At 60.1% G+C, this 20536-nt stretch carries 16 protein-coding genes; 10 read left to right on the top strand and 6 right to left on the bottom strand.

Going from position 1 to position 20536, the window contains the following annotated elements:
* Positions 1-22 precede the first annotated feature (22 nt).
* On the bottom strand, positions 23-1384 hold the full coding sequence (locus tag ACI5GA_RS02830; RefSeq protein ID WP_421421590.1) for a hypothetical protein: 1362 nt from the start codon (positions 1382-1384) through the stop codon (positions 23-25).
* Between the two features lie 467 nt (positions 1385-1851).
* Between ACI5GA_RS02830 and ACI5GA_RS02825 the strand changes: the two genes are divergently transcribed.
* From ACI5GA_RS02825 to ACI5GA_RS02815, 3 genes are all read left to right on the top strand, one after another.
* The gene (locus ACI5GA_RS02825) at positions 1852-3321 is read left to right on the top strand and encodes a sensor histidine kinase (protein ID WP_404632350.1); all 1470 of its coding nucleotides are present in this window, start codon (positions 1852-1854) and stop codon (positions 3319-3321) included.
* Entirely contained in the window at positions 3296-4744 is a 1449-nt protein-coding gene (locus tag ACI5GA_RS02820; RefSeq protein WP_421421587.1) for a sigma-54-dependent transcriptional regulator, read from the top strand. The genes ACI5GA_RS02825 and ACI5GA_RS02820 overlap by 26 nt, the downstream gene beginning before the upstream one ends.
* 218 nt (positions 4745-4962) lie before the next feature.
* Positions 4963-5436 (top strand): Dps family protein, encoded by a 474-nt coding sequence (locus ACI5GA_RS02815; protein ID WP_404632346.1) that lies wholly within the window; start codon positions 4963-4965, stop codon positions 5434-5436.
* Between the two features lie 70 nt (positions 5437-5506).
* Here ACI5GA_RS02815 and ACI5GA_RS02810 read toward each other — a convergent pair whose 3' ends face one another.
* Positions 5507-6799 carry a glycosyltransferase gene (locus tag ACI5GA_RS02810; RefSeq protein WP_421421584.1) on the bottom strand — a complete coding sequence of 431 codons (1293 nt, stop codon included), beginning with the start codon at positions 6797-6799 and terminating at the stop codon, positions 5507-5509.
* Entirely contained in the window at positions 6789-7151 is a 363-nt protein-coding gene (locus ACI5GA_RS02805; protein ID WP_404632344.1) for a response regulator, read from the bottom strand. Before ACI5GA_RS02805 ends, ACI5GA_RS02810 begins: the two co-directional genes overlap by 11 nt.
* A 272-nt stretch (positions 7152-7423) precedes the next feature.
* Here ACI5GA_RS02805 and ACI5GA_RS02800 point away from each other — a divergent pair, with 272 nt between their 5' ends.
* The 5 genes from ACI5GA_RS02800 (at position 7424) to ACI5GA_RS02780 (ending at position 14129) form a co-directional block, all read left to right on the top strand.
* Complete coding sequence (locus ACI5GA_RS02800) at positions 7424-10927, top strand: response regulator (RefSeq protein WP_421421581.1); 3504 nt, start codon at positions 7424-7426, stop codon at positions 10925-10927.
* 48 nt (positions 10928-10975) lie between these two features.
* Entirely contained in the window at positions 10976-11797 is an 822-nt protein-coding gene (locus ACI5GA_RS02795) for a CheR family methyltransferase (RefSeq protein WP_421421579.1), read from the top strand.
* The gene (locus ACI5GA_RS02790; RefSeq protein ID WP_404632338.1) at positions 11794-12411 is read left to right on the top strand and encodes a chemotaxis protein CheB; all 618 of its coding nucleotides are present in this window, start codon (positions 11794-11796) and stop codon (positions 12409-12411) included. The genes ACI5GA_RS02795 and ACI5GA_RS02790 overlap by 4 nt, the downstream gene beginning before the upstream one ends.
* Positions 12405-13586, top strand: coding sequence for a hybrid sensor histidine kinase/response regulator (locus ACI5GA_RS02785; RefSeq protein ID WP_404632336.1), 1182 nt, complete (start codon positions 12405-12407; stop codon positions 13584-13586). The genes ACI5GA_RS02790 and ACI5GA_RS02785 overlap by 7 nt, the downstream gene beginning before the upstream one ends.
* 165 nt (positions 13587-13751) lie before the next feature.
* Positions 13752-14129 carry a response regulator gene (locus ACI5GA_RS02780; RefSeq protein ID WP_404632334.1) on the top strand — a complete coding sequence of 126 codons (378 nt, stop codon included), beginning with the start codon at positions 13752-13754 and terminating at the stop codon, positions 14127-14129.
* A gap of 148 nt (positions 14130-14277) precedes the next feature.
* Here the strand turns inward: ACI5GA_RS02780 and ACI5GA_RS02775 are convergent, their stop codons facing one another.
* Together ACI5GA_RS02775 and ACI5GA_RS02770 are read right to left on the bottom strand one after the other, a co-directional pair.
* A complete protein-coding gene (locus ACI5GA_RS02775) occupies positions 14278-16308 on the bottom strand; it encodes a response regulator (protein ID WP_404632332.1) in 2031 nt (676 codons plus the stop codon).
* Entirely contained in the window at positions 16305-17789 is a 1485-nt protein-coding gene (locus tag ACI5GA_RS02770; RefSeq protein ID WP_421421573.1) for an ATPase domain-containing protein, read from the bottom strand. Before ACI5GA_RS02770 ends, ACI5GA_RS02775 begins: the two co-directional genes overlap by 4 nt.
* A gap of 251 nt (positions 17790-18040) precedes the next feature.
* Between ACI5GA_RS02770 and ACI5GA_RS02765 the strand changes: the two genes are divergently transcribed.
* Together ACI5GA_RS02765 and nudC are read left to right on the top strand one after the other, a co-directional pair.
* Positions 18041-18853 (top strand): crotonase/enoyl-CoA hydratase family protein, encoded by an 813-nt coding sequence (locus ACI5GA_RS02765; protein WP_404632328.1) that lies wholly within the window; start codon positions 18041-18043, stop codon positions 18851-18853.
* 90 nt (positions 18854-18943) lie between these two features.
* Positions 18944-19792 carry an NAD(+) diphosphatase gene (nudC, locus tag ACI5GA_RS02760; protein ID WP_421421570.1) on the top strand — a complete coding sequence of 283 codons (849 nt, stop codon included), beginning with the start codon at positions 18944-18946 and terminating at the stop codon, positions 19790-19792.
* On the opposite strand, the gene ACI5GA_RS02755 is transcribed toward nudC, so the two are convergent.
* Positions 19754-20527, bottom strand: coding sequence for a TSUP family transporter (locus tag ACI5GA_RS02755; protein ID WP_421421568.1), 774 nt, complete (start codon positions 20525-20527; stop codon positions 19754-19756). The genes nudC and ACI5GA_RS02755 overlap by 39 nt on opposite strands.
* Between the last annotated feature and the right edge of the window lie 9 nt (positions 20528-20536).

The following is a 20536-nucleotide window of genomic DNA, read 5'->3' as shown; positions in this document are numbered from 1 at the left end:
CGAGAGCAAGACGTGGTCGCGATCAGGGAACGATCACCACTTCTTCGGTATCGCTGCCGCCATTGGTCGAGGTCACCGTGACTTTGGCCGGTGGAATCGGCGAAATGCCGGTGATCAGGGTTTTCGTGGTCCCGCCACCTCCGAGGGTGCCGATGGCGCCGCCGGAGCTGCCGGTGGCCGTCAGGGTGGTGGCCGCGGTCGCGTCACTGGTCGTGGCCGACAACGTCAGTTGCCCGGACGCCAGGCTGTAGGTGGCGGTGTCGATACTGACCAGGTCGGTCAGGGCGCGGGTGACGGTGGTCGGCGTGCTGGTGGGGATCGCCAGGTGGTTGTCGGCGGTGACGCTCAGACTGACGGGCAGCGTCGGGTTCGCCGAAGACTGGCCGTACCAGGCGCCAGTGGCGGTGGCTTCAGTCATGGTGATCGGCGCGCTGGCGGTGTCGACGAACGAAGCGGTGCCCGGCGGCGGCGGGGCGAGGGCGAACACGTCCTCTTGTGCCTGAACGCCAGCGTTGCCGGTGCCGCCAGGGCGACGGGTATAGGTGGCGCGCTGTACGACGTTCGGGGTCGGACGCACGACGGTGGAGAGTTTGCCGGTGATGCCGAACACGTCGGTGCGGCCATCGATACCATTCGGGCCCTGAACCCTGATGAAGTTGGTGCCGAACGGGCTGCCCGTGACCTGCTCGGTCAGGTTGGGATCGCCGATGTACTGCGAGGCTACCCCCGTGGTGGGGTCGGTTTCGGTGTAAGGCCCGTTGACGCTGCGCAGGAAGGGGCCGACATCACCCGTCAAGGCACCCGTGAAATTGCCGATGGCACCGATGCCGATGTCGCGGGTCATGTTGATGGCTTTGGTGCCGGGCGTGTCGATCTGGAAGACATCCACGCCGTAAGGGTGCGTGATGGTGTAGGTGCCTGCGACCGGCGCATCCATGCGAATACGAATACGCGCGAAACTGATCTGATCGTTAGGGGCAGGATCGCCGCCACTGAACGCGGCTTCAAGTGCGGCGGTGTACTTCAGATTGAGCGTGGCGGCGCCGGCCGTGGGCAAGGCACCGTCAGCCAGAAACCAGAAGGCTTCATCCGGGAAGTTGGTGGGAAACACCATCGGCTGTTGATCATCGAAGACCCCGGCGGCGACGGCCAGCGTACACATGTACGACGGCACACCGGGCGTGGACGGAACGCGGGAACTCAGCGCTTTGCCCAGGCACAGGTCGAGGGTGCGGCCGTGAGTGTCCTGATACCACTGGGCAAAGTTGCCGTTTTGTGGGCTGTAGACGCCCTGATCGACCGCGAACAGAGCGGCCTGGGTGGAACCGTGAACGGCTGCGATCAGTGTCAGCAGCGTCACGGCGTGGGTCAATGTGCTGGGCATTTGTCTTCCCTCTCGCAATGAACCTGCCTCTGGCGTGAGTCGGACGAAGGCGTCGGTTCCAGGAGGCTGCGAGGGCTAGCGCAACATCTGTACCAGAATGCTGAACAGTTGTTTAACTCATTGTTATTCAAGTAATAAGTGGCTGAAATCTCAGCGTCGAGACAGGTCGTTGCTCAGGTGAAACAGGTGGGAAGTGGGGGGCTCTCCCCAGAGTTGGGGGAAGGTGCAAACCGCAGGAGGCGAAACCGTCGGACGGACGGCAATCGTTTAAAAAAGTTCAATATTTTTTGTAAAACTGCCTTGGCAATCAGGGACTAAGCGCGGCGTAGGTGAGGTGAGTGGTGTCGTTGTGATATCAAAAGTCTCGAGAGGCGCTAAAAATCCGCTACCGCGATGCAGCGGCTTACGCTATACCGACTAAAAAAGTGACCAGGACGGCCGCCATGGGATCGATAGGGCGCAGCGATATGCTGACTCAAGCCAGCCTCAAAGAAATAGAAAAAAAGCCACGGCCTCGCTTCAATCTCCTGCGCTGGTTCTCGCTGGTCAGCCTCTTGGTCATTGCCTCGGTGGCCATCGGACTGGGGCTGATTTCCACCCGTTTCGTGGTCAGCGAAGCGGTGCAGCGCGACTCGCTGCTGACCTCGCAATTCGTCCACGCCATCGCCTCTGCCGAGATCCGTCACGCGGAAATTCCCACCAGCCGGACCATGGCCGAGCTGCTCGACACCCGCCGTGATCTGCCGGTCGCCGATGTCGACCCGGAAACCCGGCGCAAATCCCGCGATGAATTCCTCGACCATATTTCCTCGCTGCCAGACGCCTTGTTGGTCAACGTCTACGCGCCTGATCGCGTCATCATCTGGTCCACTAACCCGGCATTGATCGGCAAGGCGATTCTGGGTAACGACGATCTGGAAGCCGCGTTTCGTTCCCGCCAGCGTACTGGCAGCGCCCACCACGAGACTCAACGCCATCAGAACGAGCAAAAGTTTCTCAACCCACCGGATTACCTGTTCATCGAGAACTACATTCCGCTGTTCGACGCCGAGGAAAAAGACGTCCTGGCCATCGTCGAAATCTACAAGGAGCCCAAAGACCTGATCGCCAGCATCGAGCGCGGCTACGTGGTGATCTGGGTTTCCACCGGAATTGGGGGCATGTTGATTTACCTGGGGCTGTTCTGGATCGTGCGGCGGGCCTCCAGATTGCTGGAGTCCCAGCAGCGGCAACTGATCAACAGCGAAAAATTCGCCGCACTGGGGGAAATGTCCTCAGCGGTCGCCCACAGCCTGCGCAACCCGCTGGCGACCATCCGCTCCAGTGCCGAGCTGGCTCTGGAAGTGGTCGATCCGGCCGCGCAAAAGAACATCAACGACATCATCAATCAAGTCGACCGCATGTCAAAGTGGGTGCGCGAACTGCTGTTGTCGCTACGCCCCATTAGTGGGGAATCCGAGGCGGTGGACGTGGTGGCCTGCATGCAGGATGTGCTGGTGTCGTACGAGCAGCAACTGCGGCGGGCCAGCATCAGCGTTGAGTTTGCGCCCACAGAGACCCCTCTGGTGATCAGCCAGCGCATTCTGTTGGCGCAGATTTTGAATAGCCTCATGGCTAACGCACTGGAGGCCATGACCAAGGACGGCAAACTGAAGATCGACATCGTGTCCGAGCCTGCCAGCGGGCGTGTCTACCTGACGGTCGCCGACAACGGCAAAGGCATGTCCCGGCAGCAGGAAGCGATGGTGTTCAAACCGTTCTTCACCACCAAACAGGGTGGTCTGGGTGTGGGGCTGGTGTTGGTAAAGCGGATCATGGAGCGGTTTTCCGGCAAGGTCTCCCTGACCAGCCGAGAGCAGGAAGGTACCCGTGTGAAACTGACGTTCAAAATTGCGGCGGAAGGGGGACTCGATGGAACACAGCATACTGGTGGTTGAAGACGACGAGCTCCTGGCCAGCAATATCCAGACCTATCTGGAGCGTCGGGATTTTGAGGCGCGGGTCTGCCACTGCGCCGAAGAGGCGCTCCAGACCCTGCAAAACTGGCGGCCTGACGTGGTGCTCACCGACAACTCCCTGCCGGGCATGAGCGGTCACGAGCTGATCAACGCGCTGAGGGAAAGCGCGCCGGACCTCAAACTGATCATGATGACCGGCTACGGCAATATCGAAGACGCCGTGACGGCGATGAAGGAGGGCGCGTTTCATTACCTGACCAAACCCGTCGCCCTGCCCGAACTCAAGTTGCTGCTGGACAAGGCACTGGCCACCGAGCGCCTGGAGCGCACGCTGTCGTTCTATCAGGACCGCGACGCCAAGCATTCGGGCTTGCAGGCGCTGATCGGCGACTCCCCGGCGATGATGGCGGTGAAGAATGTGGTCACCCAATTGCTCGACGCTGAGCAGCGCATGACCAGCAGCGACTTGCCCCCTGTGCTGGTGGAAGGCGAGACCGGCACCGGCAAGGAACTGGTGGCTCGCGCGCTGCATTTCGACGGGCCGCGCAGCAAGGGGCCGTTCGTGGAATTCAACTGTGCGTCGATTCCCGCGCACCTGATCGAGGCCGAGCTGTTCGGTCACGAAAAAGGCGCGTTCACCGACGCCAAGGATCGTCGTACCGGGCTGGTGGAAGCGGCAGATGGCGGCACCCTGTTCCTCGATGAAGTGGGGGAAATGGACCTGCTGTTGCAGGCCAAACTGCTCAAACTGCTGGAAGACCGCACCGTACGACGCATCGGCTCGGTGAAGGAGCGCAAGGTCGACCTGCGCATCATCAGCGCCACCAACTGCAACCTCGAACAGATGGTGCAGCAGGGCAAATTCCGTCGCGACCTGTTCTTCCGCCTGCGCATCATTTCGATCAAGGTGCCACGCTTGCAGGCTCGGGGTGATGACGTGATTCGCCTGGCCCGGCATTTCCTGCAACTGCACGGCAAGCGCTACGGCAAGACCGACCTGCGGTTCAGTGCCGACGCCGAACAGTTGATGCGCGGCTACAGTTGGCCGGGCAACGTGCGTGAGCTGCGCAACATGCTTGAACAGACGGTATTGCTGACCCAGACCAATTGCATCGCGCCGTACCAGTTGGGCCTGTGCCCCAGCCTGATGGACGAGCCGATGACCACCCCGGCCTTCGTGCCACAATTCAACCCGCAACCCCAATCCCACCCACAGGCGATGAACGACGGCATGGGCAACATGAACCTGCCGGAGGTGGAAAACGAAATGGTGCGCAAAGTCCTCGACAAGACCGACTGGAACGTCACCAAATCGGCCCGGCTGCTGGGGCTGACTCGGGACATGCTGCGCTATCGCATTGACAAACTGGGGCTGACACGACCGGATCGTACGCAGTCATAGGTCGCGCAGCAAAACCGGACCCCTGATCTGACCCCAAAAAAGTCCGTGTTGGCGTCCAGCTTTGGGGGCGGCTGGCCAGAGTTTCGCTGCGCCAGCCAAACGTGCCACCCATAGTCTGCATCGATGGCTGCGATTGCCATGGGTGATTTCCGCTATCGGAAGTGCTTTCCTAAAATGGCCTCATTACGAGAAATCATAGAGACCAAAGGGAGCGTCACATGCCTATCGAAATCGGTATCAACGAACAGGATCGCGCGGACATCGTCGAAGGGCTGTCGCGGCTGATATCCGACACCTACGTGCTCTACCTCAAAACACACAATTTCCATTGGAACGTCACCGGCCCGATGTTCCGTACCCTGCACTTGCTGTTCGAAGAGCAGTACACCGAACTCGCCACTGCCGTCGACGCCATCGCCGAACGCATCCGCGCCCTGGGCTTCCCGGCGCCGGGCACCTACTCGACTTACGCGCGTCTGTCCTCGATCGAAGAGGAACCGGGCGTGCCGGCAGCGACCGACATGATCAAGCAACTGGTGGCCGGCCAGGAAGCGGTCGTGCGCACCGCCCGTGGCATGTTTCCGCTGTTGGAGAAAGTCAGCGACGAACCCACCGCCGACTTGCTGACCCAGCGCATGCAGGTGCATGAAAAGGCGGCGTGGATGTTGCGGGCATTGCTTGAGAGCGATTGAGCGACGGCATCATGAAAAAAGCCCCTGAGCGCGTGAGCGTCAGGGGCTTTTTCATCTCCGCTATTCACACTCAAACGCTGCGATTCTTCGCCTCAATCCACTGCGACATGTACTGCGTGCTCTTGTGTTGATGGTGTCGCAACATCGCCCCGGTGAAATTCGCCGCGCGATGCGCCGCCAAGTCACCGCGTATCTGCTCGATGCGCTCGATCAACGTTTTGCAGTGCGGCGCAAACCGAAACCTCGCTTGCAACACCTGCCAACCTTCCTGTTGTGCCTGTTCCCAACGCGTTCGATCGGTGTACAAGCGCACGGCTTCGTCGGCCAGCGATTGCGCGTCCTCAGCGATGGCGCCGGGGAAAGGCAGGTCGCCGTGCATGGCTTCTGCGCCGATGGGAGTGGTGACGGTGGGAGTGCTGCAGGTCATGGCGTCGATGATCTTGCCTTTGATTCCGGCGCCGAAGCGGATCGGTGCCAGTGACACCCGCGCAGCCGACATCACTTCCAGCGCATCTTCGGCCCAGTTCATGATGTGAAAGCCCTGGACCGGGTTGTGCAGCGCGGCAGCCTTGGGCGGGGTGTAGGCGCCGTAGACATGCACCTGCGCGCTCGGCAATTGCTGGCGGATCAACGGCCAGATGGAGTTCTTGAGCCACAGCACGGCGTCCCAGTTGGGCGCGTGACGGAAGTTGCCGATGGTCAGGAAGTGCGTGCGCTCTTCAAAGCCTGGCGCCTGTTTTGGCACGTGGTGCACCAGCAGTGGCGCCCAATGCAGGATCGAAGCGGGCAGGCCGAATTGTTCGGTGAGCAGTTCGATTTCCATGTCCGAGACCATCAGGCTCAGGTCGCTGCGGTAGATCGCGGCGATCTCGCGCTGGGCCATGTCAGTGGTCGCCATCCGCGAAAACAGCTCGCAGCGGGGCATGGCGAAGTAGTCGGACAGGTCGCCGTCGGGTTGTCCCTTGAGCAGCTCCTTGACCTGATGGTGCCGGGCGTGACGCATGCTTTGCAGATCGGACGTTTCCAGCACGCGGACGGCATTCGGCGCGTGTTTCTCGACCCGCCAGCCAAACTGTTCTTCCATCAGGAATTGATCGAACAGCACCACATCGGGTTGTAGTTCGCTGATGAACACGTCGAAACTGCTGTTGTTCAGTTCGATGGCCACTTCGTCGATGCCGAGTGCGGCAAGGTCGGCCTTGTGCTCGCCTTCAGTCGCGGCGCTGGCGAAGGTGATCTGCCAGCCCTGCTCGAGAAAGCAGTCGATCAGTTGCATCACGTGGCCGCTGGCGGCCGACGAGCGCGGCTCCGGCCAGACATAGCCAATGATCAGGACGTGGGTGGTGCGTTGTTCAATGGCCAAGGATGCTGGTCACCTTGTCGCGCAGTTGATCGATCGAGAACGGCTTGCCGATCAGGTGCATACCGGACGGCACATCGATGTTTTCGGCGTAGCCGCTGGCGAACAGAATCGGTAGGGTCGGGCGCAGCGCCGCCGCCCGGCTGGCAAGCTCGGTGCCTTTCATGTCGGGCAGGCCCTGGTCGGTCATCATCAGGTCGATGGCTTCGCCGTCATTTTGCAGGTGCGCAAGCGCTTCACTGCCGTCAGCGGCTTCGAGCACGGTGTATTCGAGCTCTTCGAGCACATCGACGATCAACATGCGCACGATGTCGTCATCTTCCACCACCAGAATCGTGCTGGTTGGGTCGGGCATGAACATTTTCCTTCAAATGGCGGGAACTGGATCCGGCGGATTGTGCCTGATCTGCGAGACAACTGAGCCGGTGATTGTGACAAGTTCCAGACGTCAAAAACACAATTCAATTGAGTTAGATGGCGTAAAGGAATCACTCAATCGTATAGTACGCGCGTTTTTAGCCTATAACTTAAACCTGAAAATTCAGCGTTGTGTCCTATAAGTCGGAGTTTTTTGCCAAAAAATGCGGCAAACTCCGTGGTTTAGCCGAATTTGCCCGAGCACTTGCGATGATCCAAACCTCTGCCGTCGATGAGCAACGTTTTCGCAAATTATTGACCCGCAACGTGAGCCTGCCCTTGGCAGTGGGAGTTTTGAGCGCTGCGTTTTTCGTGATCCTGATCACGTATCTGTTGTCGGTCATCCAGTGGGTGGAGCACACCGACCGGGTCATCAACAACATCAACCGCTCGTTGAAACTGTCGGTGGACATGGAAACCGGCATGCGCGGTTTCTTGCTGACCGGGGACGAGCGCTTCCTTGATCCGTATGAAGTGGCCAAGCCGAGCATCATTTCCGAGTTGAAGGGCCTGGAGGAACTGGTCGCTGACAACCCGGATCAGGTTGACCGCTTTAGACGCCTGGCCGCGATGCAGGAATCGTGGAACGAATTCGCGCAGAACATGATCATGCTGCGCCGTAACAACGGCGATTACGCGACGCCCATCCTGAATCGCCAGGGCAAGCGCCTGGCTGATGAAATCCGTGATCAGTACGATCAGGCGGCGAACATCGAACACCAGTTGCGCCTGACCCGCAACGCCGACGTCACCCACACCACGCTGCTCTCGGTGTCGTTGTACATTGCCTTTATCGTGATCGTCAGCGGCATCCTGGCCTGGGTCGGCCGCCGCGATATGACCACCTTGTCCAACACTTACGCGGCGAACATCAAGGCGCAACAGGAAGACGCCGAGCGTCTGGCCCATGTCGCCTGGCTGCGTAACGGCCAGAGTGCGCTGGCCGAACAGGTCATCGGCCAACTGACGTTGAACCTGCTGGGCCGCAATGTGCTGCAATTCTTTGCCCAGTATCTGGGCAGCGTGGTCGCCGCCGTGTACGTGCGTCAGGAGCATGGCGGGCTGGTGCGGGTGGCCTCCTACGGTTTCTCGCGGCAGCAAGAGTTGCAGGAACAGTCGATCTTCAGCGGCGAAGGCGTGGTCGGCAAGGCCGCCGAGCAGAGCGAAGTCATCCTGCTGCAAGACGTACCGCAGGAATACTTCAAGGTCAGCTCGGGTCTGGGCGACGGCTCTCCACGCAGCGTGATCGTGGTGCCGACCACCAACGATGATCAGGTCAATGGTGTGATCGAACTGGGTTTTCTGCGTGAACTGACGCCGCGCGACCGAGAGTTCCTCGAACTGGTGGCCACGAATGTCGGTATCTCCATCGACGCCGCGCGCTATCGTCAGCGGCTTCAGGAAGTGCTGGCCGAAACCCAACAGCTCAACGAAGAGCTGCAAGTGCAGCAGGAAGAACTGCGCACCGCCAACGAAGAGCTGGAAGAGCAGTCACGCATTCTCAAGGAATCCCAGGCCCATCTGGAAACCCAGCAGACTGAGCTTGAGCAGACCAACGTGCAGTTGTCGGAGCAGAGCAAGGCGCTGGCCGAACAACGGGATGCGCTGGACCGCAACAACGAAGAGCTGAATATCGCGCAGGTCGAACTGGAGGCCCGCGCCGAAGCGTTGCAGCGGTCGAGCAAATACAAGTCCGAGTTCCTCGCCAACATGTCCCATGAGCTGCGCACGCCGCTGAACAGCTCGCTGATTCTGGCCAAGCTGCTGGCGGAAAACCCCCACGACAACCTCACCGACGAGCAGGTGACATTCGCCGAGTCGATCTATTCGGCAGGCAACGACCTGCTGAACCTGATCAACGACATCCTCGACATTGCCAAGGTCGAAGCGGGCAAGCTGGAAGTGCGCCCGGAAAACAGCAGCGTCAGCCGTCTGGTCGATAACTTGCGCATGATGTTCGAGCCGCTGGCAGCGGACAAAAAGTTGCAGTTCTCCGTGGAAATCCAGCCTGGCACGCCGGTCTCGCTGTACACCGACCGCCAGCGCCTGGAACAGGTGCTGAAGAACCTGCTGTCCAACGCCGTGAAGTTCACAGAGAGCGGTGCGGTCAGCCTGACAGTGTCGCGCCAGCCGGGCGAAGGCGTCGTGTTTGCCGTGCGCGACTCGGGCATTGGCATTGCCGAAGATCAACAGGAAAGCATTTTCGAGGCGTTCCATCAGGCCGATGGCACCACTGCACGCCGTTACGGCGGCACCGGTCTGGGGTTATCGATTTCCCGCGATCTGGCGCGACTGCTGGGCGGATCGATTTCGGTGACCAGTGCGCTGGGGCAGGGCAGCATCTTTACGCTGGTGTTGCCGGAGAACTACGTTGAACAACCGCAATTCATCGAATCCTCTCCCGTAGCGACAGTGGCTGCGCCGATCACCACGCCACTGGCTGTTCCGGTGGCGGCGGTGCCCGTGCCGGTGCCTGCCAGCGAAACCGTGCCGCGTTTTTCCGATGATCGGGAAAAAGTGCCGTTCAGCAAGCGCTGCATTCTGGTGATTGAGGACGAGGTGCGCTTCGCCCACATCCTCTACGACCTGGCGCACGAGCTGGGCTACCACTGCCTGGTGGCTCACGCGGCTGACGAAGGTTTCGATCTGGCGTCCAGTTTCCTGCCGGACGCGATCCTGCTGGACATGCGCCTGCCCGATCATTCCGGCCTGACCGTGCTCCAGCGTTTGAAGGAAATGCCATCGACCCGGCACATTCCGGTCCATGTCATTTCTGTCGAAGACCGTCAGGAAGCGGCCTTGCAGATGGGCGCCATCGGTTATGCCGTCAAGCCAACCACCCGTGAAGAACTCAAGGACGTGTTTGCCCGTCTCGAAGCCAAGCTCACGCAGAAAGTGAAACGCGTGTTGCTGGTGGAAGACGACGCTTTGCAGCGCGACAGCATTGCCCGCCTGATCGGCGACGACGACATCGAAATCACCGCCGTCGGTTTTGCTCAGGACGCGCTGGAGTTGCTGCGCGACAACGCCTACGACTGCATGATCATCGACCTGAAACTGCCGGACATGCTGGGCAATGAACTGCTCAAGCGCATGTCCACCGACGAAATCTGTGCGTTCCCGCCAGTCATCGTCTACACCGGGCGCAACCTCACCCGGGAGGAAGAAGCCGAGCTGCTCAAGTACTCGCGCACCATCATCATCAAGGGTGCGCGCTCACCTGAGAGGCTGCTGGATGAGGTCACCCTGTTCTTGCACAAGGTCGAGTCGCAACTGTCCAACGAGCGCCAGAAAATGCTCAAGACCGCTCGCAGTCGCGATCGAGTGTTCGAAGGCCGCAAGATCCTGGTGGTGGACGACGACGTGCGCAACATCTTCGCCCTGACCAGCGCACTGGAGCACAAAGGCGCCATCGTCGAAGTGGGGCGTAACGGTCTGGAAGCCATCGACAAGTTGAATACGGTCGAGGACATCGATCTGGTGCTGATGGACGTGATGATGCCGGAAATGGACGGCTACGAAGCCACCACCCAGATCCGCAAGGACCCGCGCTGGCGCAAGCTGCCGATCATTGCCGTGACGGCGAAGGCCATGAAGGACGATCAGGAGCGCTGCCTGCAGGCCGGTTCCAACGATTACCTGGCCAAGCCGATCGATCTGGACCGGTTGTTCTCGCTGATTCGCGTGTGGCTGCCAAAAATGGAACGTATCTGAATGGAGCGGATCAATTGACCACGCCCGTAGAAAGACCAGGTTTTACCGATGGCCCATGAGCGAAACGTCGAGATCGAGCTGCGTCTGTTGATCGAAGCGATTTACCTGAAATACAGCTATGACTTTCGTGATTATTCCGGCGCGTCGGTGAAACGACGCGTCGCTCATGCATTGCGCCAGTTCGAGTTGAAAACCATCTCCGCCTTGCAGGAGCGGGTGCTGCACGACCCTACGGCATTCATGCAATTGCTGCAGTTCCTGACGGTGCCGGTCAGCGAGATGTTTCGCGACCCCTCGCATTGTCTGGCGGTGCGTCAGGAAGTGGTGCCGATCCTCAAGACCTACCCCTCGCTGAAAATCTGGATTGCCGGATGCAGCACGGGTGAAGAGGTGTATTCGACGGCCATCATGCTGCGTGAGGAGGGGTTGCTCGATCGCACCATCATTTATGCCACCGACATTAACCCCGATTCTCTGGAGAAGGCCAAGCAGGGCATCTTTTCCATGGAGCATGTGCAGAAGTACCACGACAATTACCTCAAGGCGGGCGGCAAACGGCTGCTGTCGGACTACTACACGGCCGCCTATGACTACGCGATCTTCGACAAGACGCTGCGGGAAAACGTCACCTTCGCCGACCATAGCCTGGCCACTGACAGCGTGTTTTCCGAGACGCACCTGATCTCTTGTCGCAATGTGCTCATCTACTTCAACAAGAAGTTGCAGGACCGGGCATTCGGGTTGTTCCATGAGTCCCTGTGTCATCGCGGTTTTCTGGTGCTGGGCAGCAAGGAAACCCTGGAGTTTTCCGGTTACAAGGATCAGTTCGAGCCCTTGGTCAAACAAGAGCGGATCTATCGCAAATCATGAGAACCACCTTTCCTGGCACGGCTTCGGATCTCCTCGCATTGCCGAAGGTCGATGCCATCGTCGTCGGTGCGTCGGCGGGCGGGGTCGAGGCGCTGCTGAAGATTTTCCGGCCGCTGCGCAAAGGTTTTCGCTTGCCGATCATCGTGGTCCTGCACCTGCCCGACGAACGTCGCAGCCTGTTGGCAGAGGTGTTCAGCTCACACCTGGCGATGCCGGTCAAGGAGGCGGACGACAAGGAGCCCATCGTGCCCGGCACGTTGTACTTCGCCGCCCCCGGCTATCACCTGTCGGTGGAGAACGATCTGACGTTTTCCTTCAGCCAGGAAGAGCGCGTTTATCACTCCCGTCCCAGCGTCGACATCCTCTTTGAATCGGCTGCCGATGCCTATGAAAACAGGCTCGCCGGGGTCTTGCTGACCGGGGCCAACAATGATGGTGCCGAAGGAATGGCACGAATCAGTGAGTCCGGTGGTCTTACCGTGGTCCAGGACCCGGCGCAGGCATTGGCCCGTGCCATGCCCGACGCGGCGCTGGCTCTGCACACACCGGACTTTCTCCTGCCTTTGGCCGATATTGGCCTTTTGCTCGTTGAGCTGGAACGAATTGCATGCTGAGTGAAATCATTGCCAAGTTGTTGATCGTCGACGATTTGCCGGAAAACCTGCTGGCCCTCGAAGCGCTGATCAAGCGTGAAGACCGTCAGGTGTTCAAGGCCACCTCGGCCGATGAAGCGCTGTCGCTGTTGCTGGAGCATGAGTTCGCCATGGCCATTCTCGATGTGCAGATGCCCGGCATGGACGGCTTCGAACTGGCCGAGATGATGCGAGGCACCGAAAAGACCAAAAGCATTCCCATCGTGTTCGTCAGCGCGGCCGGGCGCGAGCTGAATTACGCATTCAAGGGCTATGAAAGCGGGGCCGTGGACTTTCTGCACAAGCCGCTGGACATCCATGCGGTGAAGAGCAAGGTCAACGTGTTTGTCGACCTGTTTCGTCAGCGCAAGGCGATGAAGGAGCAGGTCGAGGAGCTGGAGCGCAGTCGTCAGGAACAGGAAGCGCTGCTGCGTGAACTGACCTCGACCCAGAACGAGCTTGAGCATGCGATCCGGATGCGCGATGACTTCATGTCCATCGTCTCTCACGAAGTGCGCACGCCCCTCAACGGGCTGATTCTGGAAACCCAGTTGCGCAAACTGCACCTGGCCAAAGACAACGCGTCGGCCTTCACCATGGACAAGCTCAAGGCCATGGTCGAGCGCGATGAGCGCCAGATTCAAAGCCTGATTCGGCTGATCGAGGACATGCTCGACGTGTCGCGCATTCGCACCGGCAAACTGTCGATCCGCACCAGCGCATTCGACCTGTCGGAACTGGTGGTCAATCTGGTGGAGAGCTACGCCGCGCAGATTGCCGCTGCCGAAAGCGTCGTGACCCTTCATGCCAGTGAGCCGGTGATTGGTATCTGGGACGAGTTCCGCATCGAGCAAGTGGTGGCGAACCTGCTGACCAACGCCTTGCGTTATGGCGCCCACAAGCCCATTGAAGTGCGGGTATACAGCGCTGGCAGTGAGGCGCGGGTCGAAGTCAAGGATCAGGGCATCGGTATCAGTGCCGAAAACCAGAAACGGATCTTCCAACAGTTCGAGCGGGTGTCGGCCAGCCATGCGGTGTCAGGGCTGGGATTGGGTCTGTTCATCTCTGACCAGATCGTCGCCGCCCACGGTGGCGCCATCAGCGTCGAGAGCGAAGAGGGCTGCGGTTCGCTGTTCCGCGTCAGTTTGCCGCTTTAAGGCGCAATGGCCCGTCATGGGCGGGCCAGAGCGGCGTCGACCGAGGGGTTGACGCTGCTGTCGCACAGCCCCTGACCGTCCAGCTAAATATCTGATTTTTCTGCGCAACCTCCAGAGCGGGCCATGGTCGTAATGGCAGCTATTTAAAAGATCGAAGGCGTTCCCATGAGCTCTGATGCAGAAAATGTCGTATTGATTGTCGAAGACGAGCCGCTGATCCTGATGCTGCTGTCCGACTATCTGTCGGGGGAGGGGTATCGGGTATTGCAGGCGGAAAACGGCGAGCAGGCATTCGAAATCCTTGCCACCAAACCTCACCTGGACCTGATGATCACCGATTACCGTCTGCCGGGCGGTGTGTCCGGGGTGATGATCGCTGAACCCGCGGTGAAGCTGCGACCGGAGCTCAAGGTGATTTTCATCAGTGGCTATCCGGCGGAAATCGTCGAATCCGGCAGCCCGATTGCCCGCAAGGCGCCGATTCTGGCCAAACCGTTCACCATGGACAGTTTGCAGTCGCAGATTCAGCGTTTATTGAACTGATGGGACGATTGAGCTTCGGTTTTTCACACACGCACTCAGGAAGCCCAAACACCGCCCAACGCGACGTGGGCGCAGACTGAGCGCAAGTCGCGTTCGGCGGTATCCGGGCGATCGCGTAAAAAGATCAGGATCAAGTGCTAGGGCTGGGTCAGCCCTCGATCATTTCCCGCACTTTGATGGTCAACTGCTCGAACGCGAATGGCTTGCTGATCATCTGCATACCGTCGTCCAGAAACCCTGCATGCGTCCCGGCATTCTCCGCATAACCGGTGATGAACAGCACTTTCAGCGCCGGTCGCAACTGCCGACCGATATCGGCCAGTTGCCGACCATTCATGCCTGGCAGGCCGACATCACTGATCATCAGGTCAATCCGCTGCCCCGATTCCAGAATCGGCACAGCGGCCAGCGCATCTCCCGCCTCAAGGTAGTCGTAACCCAATTCGCTGAGCACCTGACTGACCAGCGCGCGCACGGCGGGGTCGTCCTCGACGATCAGAATCGTCTCGCCTTCCCGGGCTTCCAGCGCCTGCGCATCGAGTGTCGTGGCTTCGTTTTCTTTGTCACCGTTGAAGCGTGGCAAGAACAACTGAACAGTAGTGCCATGGCCCACCTGGCTTTCGATGGCCACGTGGCCGCGAGATTGCTTGGCGAAGCCGTAGATCATCGACAGGCCAAGACCCGTGCCTTGGCCAATCGGCTTGGTGGTGAAGAACGGATCGAATGCCCGGCTGACGACGTTTTCCGGCATGCCGGATCCAGTGTCCGTCACGCTGAGCACCACGTAATCGCCGGGCAACAGGTTCTCGTAAGCGTTGGTGAAGGCTGGGTCGAGCTTGCGATTGAAGGTCTCGATCATCAGCATGCCGCCGCCGGGCATGGCGTCACGGGCGTTGAGCACCAGATTGAGCAGCGCGCTTTCCAGTTGGTTGGGATCGGCTTCAGCGGTCCACAGGTCGGGTGCCAGGCACATGTCCAGACTCACGCTTTCGTTGACGCTGCGGTGCAGCAACTCACCCATGGAAATGACCAGTCCGTTCATCTCCACCGGCTTTGAATCCAGTGACTGGCGACGGGAAAACGCCAGCAGCCGGTGGGTGAGCGCAGCTGCCCGATTGGCCGAGGTCACGCCCAGATCGATCAGGCCGTCGAGGTCGTCAGTGCGCCCCTTGGCGATGCGCCGTCGCAGCAGTTCCAGGCTGCCGATGATGCCGGTGAGCATGTTGTTGAAGTCGTGGGCAATGCCGCCGGTGAGTTGGCCCACCGCTTCCATTTTCTGCGATTGGCGCAGCACTTCTTCGTTGTGGCGCAACTGAGAGGTGCGCTCTTCGACCTGCTGCTCCAACGTTTCGTTGAGACGCCGCAACTGGGTTTCCGCCAGTTTGCGTTCGGTGATGTCCGACGTGACGCCAGCCAGCAGGCTGACCCGGCCATTGCGTGCACGAATGGCCCGAGCGCGAACGTCGACCCAGTGCAGCGAGCCATCGCCCCAGACGTTGCGAAACTCGATGACGAAGTCGCTGCCAGTGTCGAGGCTGTGTTGCAACGCCGATTGCATGCGGGGCTGGTCTTCGGAATACACCGCGTCCAGCCAGTCGTGATAGGTAAAAGGCGCGTGCTCGTCGCGTCCGAAGTGGGCGCGGCTGATGGCCGAGCAGTCCAGTTCCAGATACTCGGCCTCCAGTTGCCAAGGGCCCAGACGTCCCGCCTTGAGCGCGTGTTGCAGGCGCTGTTCACCTTCAGCCAGGTCTTCCATGCGACTGCGCGCTTCGTATTGACGGCGACGACTGCGCACAGCGGTGGTCACCAGACTGACCAGCGTCACGGGGTGAAAAGGGCGTTCAAGGAAGGTGACATTGCCCAGCAGTTTGCCCAGACGGGCAGAGGGGTTCTGTTCCGGGCCGCCATGGTGAGTCAACAGCACGATGGGCAGATCCGACCAGGCGGCCTGATTGCTCAGCAGGCTCATCAACGGGTTGATGTCCACGCCGCGCAAGGCTTCATCGGCGATGATCGCCAACCCGGCACCGGAAATGAGTTCCCGGCACAGACCTGCAAGATCATGGGTAATGAGTGCCGGGAAACCTGCTTCCTGCAGGATTCTCAAGGCGATCTGGCTGTCCCGTCCATGGGGCGCCAGAATGATTGCGCGTTCCGACAGTTGTCCCGGTGTACTCACTCGTCCTCGTCCCTAAGCAGGGGGTTACCTTCGCCTGCGTAATCGGGCACGCCGCGCAGCACGCCTTGAAACGCTTCCAGCGGTACGCCGATCTTCAGTCCGGCACCGCTGATCCGGTATTCGCGAATGGTGGATTCGTGAATTCCGGTCCGTTTTTTGATAATGGAAATCGCTCGGCGAACTTTGCCTAGGGCCTCGAAATAACGCAACAGGATCACGGTGTCGGCCAGATAGGTAATGTCGACTGGCGCTTGCATGTCGCCGACCAGGCCATGCTGGGCCACGGTCATGAAAGTCGAGGCGCCGCGCCGGTTCAAGTACAGCAGCAATTCGTGGATGTGCAGCACCAGCGCATTTTCTTCCGGCATCGCCGCCTTATAGCCGTTGAGGCTGTCGATGATCACGGTGCTGATCTGCTGTTCGTCGACGCTATTGCGCACCATATGAGAAAACTCGCCGGGGGACAGTTCGGCCGCGTCCACTTGTTCGATCAGCAAATTGCCGCTCTGCTGAAGAACTTCCAGATCGATGCCCAGTTTCTTGATTCGGGCAATCAGCAGACCTTTTTCTTCATCGAAGATGAACAGTCCAACCTTTTCGCCCCGGCTCGCTGCTGCGGCTGCGAACACCAGTGCCAGCAACGACTTGCCGGTGCCGGCAGGGCCCAGAATCAGTGTGCTCGAACCGCTGTCGATACCACCGCCGAGCAGCGAATCCAGCTCGGGAATGTTGCTGCTGAGCTGTCGGCTGTCGTAAGCGGATCGATGCTCGGCGGCAATCAGGCGCGGGAACACCTGTACGCCGTCGGTCACGATCGTGAAATCGTGATAACCGCCACGGTATTTTTGGCCTCGGTACTTGACCACCCGCAGGCGCCGACGCTCAGTACCGTACGTGGGGGGCAGTTCTTCAAGGCGGATCACGCCGTGAGCGACGCTGTGCACGGTTTTGTCCTGCTGCTCTGCCGTCAGGTCATCCAACAGGATCACTGTTGCGTCGTAGCGTGCGAAGTAGTGTTTGATCGCCAGAATCTGTCGGCGGTAACGCAGCGAACTTTGCGCCAGCAGGCGAATTTCGGACAGGCTGTCGATCACTACCCGAGTCGGTTTGACCCGTTCCACGACCTCGAATATCTGCCGGGTGGCTTCGCCCAGCTCCAGATCCGATGAATACAGCAGGCTTTGCTGATGCTCGGTGTCGAGCAAGTCTTCAGGTGGCGTCAGTTCGAAGACCTCGATCTGTTCACCCAGCTCCCAGCCGTGGGACAGGGCGCCGTCGCGCAGTTCGCGTTCGGATTCGGACAGCGTGATGTACAAGCAGCGTTCATGGACGGCTGCTCCTGCCAGCAGAAAATGCAGGGCCACGGTGGTCTTGCCCGTGCCCGGTTCGCCTTCCAGCAGGAAGACATGACCTCGCGAGAGGCCACCGGAGAGAATGTCATCCAGGCCGGTAATGCCGGTTGCCGCTTTCGATGTCGTCAAGGATCGCCCTCTTGTGAGGTAAAGGAAGAGTCTGGCGCCGTCTGCCACTGATGGCTGGACGGGCAGGGTCACAGGATATAGTTGACCTCATGCTGCCATTGCTCTGGACCGTTGTCGCATGCAAGCGTTCCTTTTTTCAAACGATCTGTGGTCCGGCAAATGGCGCAACCGTGGCCTGTTTCGATACCTGCCCCTTGGTATAGTCCGGCCTCGAGGACTTCACCCACCCAGGTCATACAAGGATCATCGCCGTGTCCGACTACAGCGCCTTCAAGGTCGAGCTGACCGACCACATCGCCCATGTGCAAATCAATCGCCCGGAGAAGATCAACGCCATGAATGCGGCGTTCTGGAGCGAGATCATCGACATTTTCCAGTGGATCGAAGAGACCGACGAGGTGCGTGTGGTGGTGCTCAGTGGCGCGGGCAAGCATTTCTCCTCGGGCATCGACCTGATGCTGCTGGCCTCGGTGGCCAACGAACTGGGCAAGGATGTGGGGCGCAACGCGCGGCTGCTGCGCCGCAAGATCCTGCAGATGCAGGCCTCGTTCAGTGTCGTGGACCGGTGCAGCAAGCCGGTGCTGGCAGCGGTTCAAGGCTATTGCATCGGGGGTGCCATCGACCTGATCAGCGCCTGCGACATGCGCTACGCCGCAGACGATGCGCTGTTTTCCATCAAGGAAATCGACATGGGCATGGCCGCCGACGTGGGCACCTTGCAGCGCCTGCCGCGCTTGATCGGCGACGGAATGATGCGCGAACTGGCCTACACCGGGCGCACCGTCAAGGCCGACGAAGCGCTGCGCATCGGCCTGGTCAATCGCACCTTCCCGGGTGCCGGGCAATTGCTGGAAGGGGTTTTCGCCATTGCGCGGGAGATCGCTGAGAAGTCCCCGATTGCCATCAGCGGCAGCAAGCGCATGATCGCCTATATGCGCGATCACAGCGTCGATGACGGGCTTGAATACGTTGCCACATGGAACGCTGCCATGTTGCAATCGGCGGATCTGAAACTGGCAATGGTTGCTCACATGGGCAAGCAGAAGCCGGTCTTCGACAACTGACCGTGAAACCGAACAGCCTGCCACCTGCTGTCTCCAAAGTCTGAATCCGGGCGTTGGGCGGCGCGGGTCGCTCAACAGAGGAGAACTTTCATGACGCGCCCCAGGCGTTGGACCACCGCTGTGCTCGATCCCCATGACGTCGGCGGATGGGCCGTGGTCCACAGCGATCAGGGTTTTCTGCTGGATGACAACGGGGCCATGTTCCCCCGCGAATGGCTCAAGCGCCAGGAACTGCCGCTGATCAGCGAACACGGCATCGGTCATTTCGATGGCGAGCCGGTTTACGTGTACGTCCTCAAGCACGCGGTGGAGTTGGAAGGCACTCGCTGGCAGACGTTGCGCCAGTTCATGCTGGGCGATGATGCCGATCTGTTTCAGGTGCTGGGTTATGCGGCGCAGATCAGCACCTGGGCCAAAGAGCATCGCTTTTGTGGCAATTGCGGGCAGCGCAATGAGCAGGTTCCCCGCGAGCGCGCGATGTATTGCAAGGATTGCGACCTGCGCGCTTATCCGCGCATTTCGCCGAGCATGATCGTCCTGATCACCCGGGGCGACGAAGTCCTGTTGGCGCGCTCTCCGCGCTTCGTCACCGGGGTCTACAGCACGCTGGCCGGGTTTGCCGAGCCGGGGGAGTCCGCTGAAGACTGCGTGCGCCGCGAGGTGATGGAAGAGGTGCAGATCAAGGTCAAGAACATCCAGTACAAGGGCAGCCAGTGCTGGCCGTTCCCGCACTCGATGATGCTGGGCTTTCACGCCGAATACGACAGCGGCGAGATCGTGCCCCAGGCCGATGAGATCGAAGACGCGCAATGGTTCAGCGTTCACGCGATGCCGCCGCTACCGGCCAGCCGTTCCATCGCGCGCTATCTCATCGATCTGTATCTGGCCCAGCGCCTGGGCTTAGTTGAACCAGTGCTGCCAGGCCAGGCGGACAGTTAGTCCCAGCACCACGGTAATGAACACAGGGCGGATGAACTTCGCGCCGCCCTGAATCGCTGTCCGGGCGCCCAGAAACGCGCCCACCATCAAGGCCGAACCCATCGACAGGCCAACCGCCCAATCCACGGTGCCATTGATCGCGAAGACGGTCAGTGCCGCCGCGTTGCTGACGAAGTTCATGCTGCGCGCCACGCCGCTGGCCTTTACCAGATCCACCGGGTATATCAGCAGCGTGCTGACGGTCCAGAACGCGCCAGTGCCGGGGCCGGCCACGCCGTCGTAAAAGCCCAGACCGAAGCCTTGTGGCGCCTGCCACCTGGTTTTGATCGGCGCGTCACTGTCCAGTGGTGCCTTGGGTGTGCCGCCGAACAGCAGGTACAGGCCACAACCGAAGACGATCACCGGCAGCATCTGGTTCAGCAGCTCGGCAGGGAGGTAGTGCGCGACGATGGCGCCGATCAATGCGCCGACGAACGTGCCAATGATCGCGCGAGTCCACTGTTTCGGGTGAAACAGCTTGCGACGGTAAAAGGTGAAACTGGCGGTGGCCGAGCCGAAGGTCGAGCTGAGTTTGTTGGTGCCCAACACCAGATGCGGCGGCAGCCCGGCGGTCAGCAGCGCGGGAGTGGTGAGCAATCCACCACCACCGGCGATGGCATCGATGAAACCGGCCACGAAGGCGACAAGGGCTAGCACCACCAATGTGGTGGGGTCTACGGAAAGTTCGAAGGGCATGGGTCAGGG

The sequence above is a fragment of the Pseudomonas sp. Pseu.R1 genome (assembly GCF_045764065.1).
Classification (GTDB): Bacteria; Pseudomonadota; Gammaproteobacteria; order Pseudomonadales; family Pseudomonadaceae; genus Aquipseudomonas.
The sequence above is the reverse complement of the archived record's forward strand: the minus strand, read 5'-3'. Positions and strand labels throughout refer to the sequence as shown.

Excerpts from the sequence above, each read along its gene's own strand:
- ACI5GA_RS02795 (WP_421421579.1), top strand. The coding sequence starts at position 10,976 with ATGGCCCATGAGCGAAACGTCGAGATCGAGCTGCGTCTGTTGATCGAA.
- ACI5GA_RS02805 (WP_404632344.1), bottom strand. The coding sequence starts at position 7,151 with ATGCCCGACCCAACCAGCACGATTCTGGTGGTGGAAGATGACGACATC.
- ACI5GA_RS02780 (WP_404632334.1), top strand. The coding sequence starts at position 13,752 with ATGAGCTCTGATGCAGAAAATGTCGTATTGATTGTCGAAGACGAGCCG.
- ACI5GA_RS02755 (WP_421421568.1), bottom strand. The coding sequence starts at position 20,527 with ATGCCCTTCGAACTTTCCGTAGACCCCACCACATTGGTGGTGCTAGCC.
- ACI5GA_RS02785 (WP_404632336.1), top strand. The coding sequence starts at position 12,405 with ATGCTGAGTGAAATCATTGCCAAGTTGTTGATCGTCGACGATTTGCCG.
- ACI5GA_RS02825 (WP_404632350.1), top strand. The coding sequence starts at position 1,852 with ATGCTGACTCAAGCCAGCCTCAAAGAAATAGAAAAAAAGCCACGGCCT.
- ACI5GA_RS02815 (WP_404632346.1), top strand. The coding sequence starts at position 4,963 with ATGCCTATCGAAATCGGTATCAACGAACAGGATCGCGCGGACATCGTC.
- nudC (WP_421421570.1), top strand. The coding sequence starts at position 18,944 with ATGACGCGCCCCAGGCGTTGGACCACCGCTGTGCTCGATCCCCATGAC.
- ACI5GA_RS02790 (WP_404632338.1), top strand. The coding sequence starts at position 11,794 with ATGAGAACCACCTTTCCTGGCACGGCTTCGGATCTCCTCGCATTGCCG.
- ACI5GA_RS02820 (WP_421421587.1), top strand. The coding sequence starts at position 3,296 with ATGGAACACAGCATACTGGTGGTTGAAGACGACGAGCTCCTGGCCAGC.
- ACI5GA_RS02800 (WP_421421581.1), top strand. The coding sequence starts at position 7,424 with ATGATCCAAACCTCTGCCGTCGATGAGCAACGTTTTCGCAAATTATTG.
- ACI5GA_RS02830 (WP_421421590.1), bottom strand. The coding sequence starts at position 1,384 with ATGCCCAGCACATTGACCCACGCCGTGACGCTGCTGACACTGATCGCA.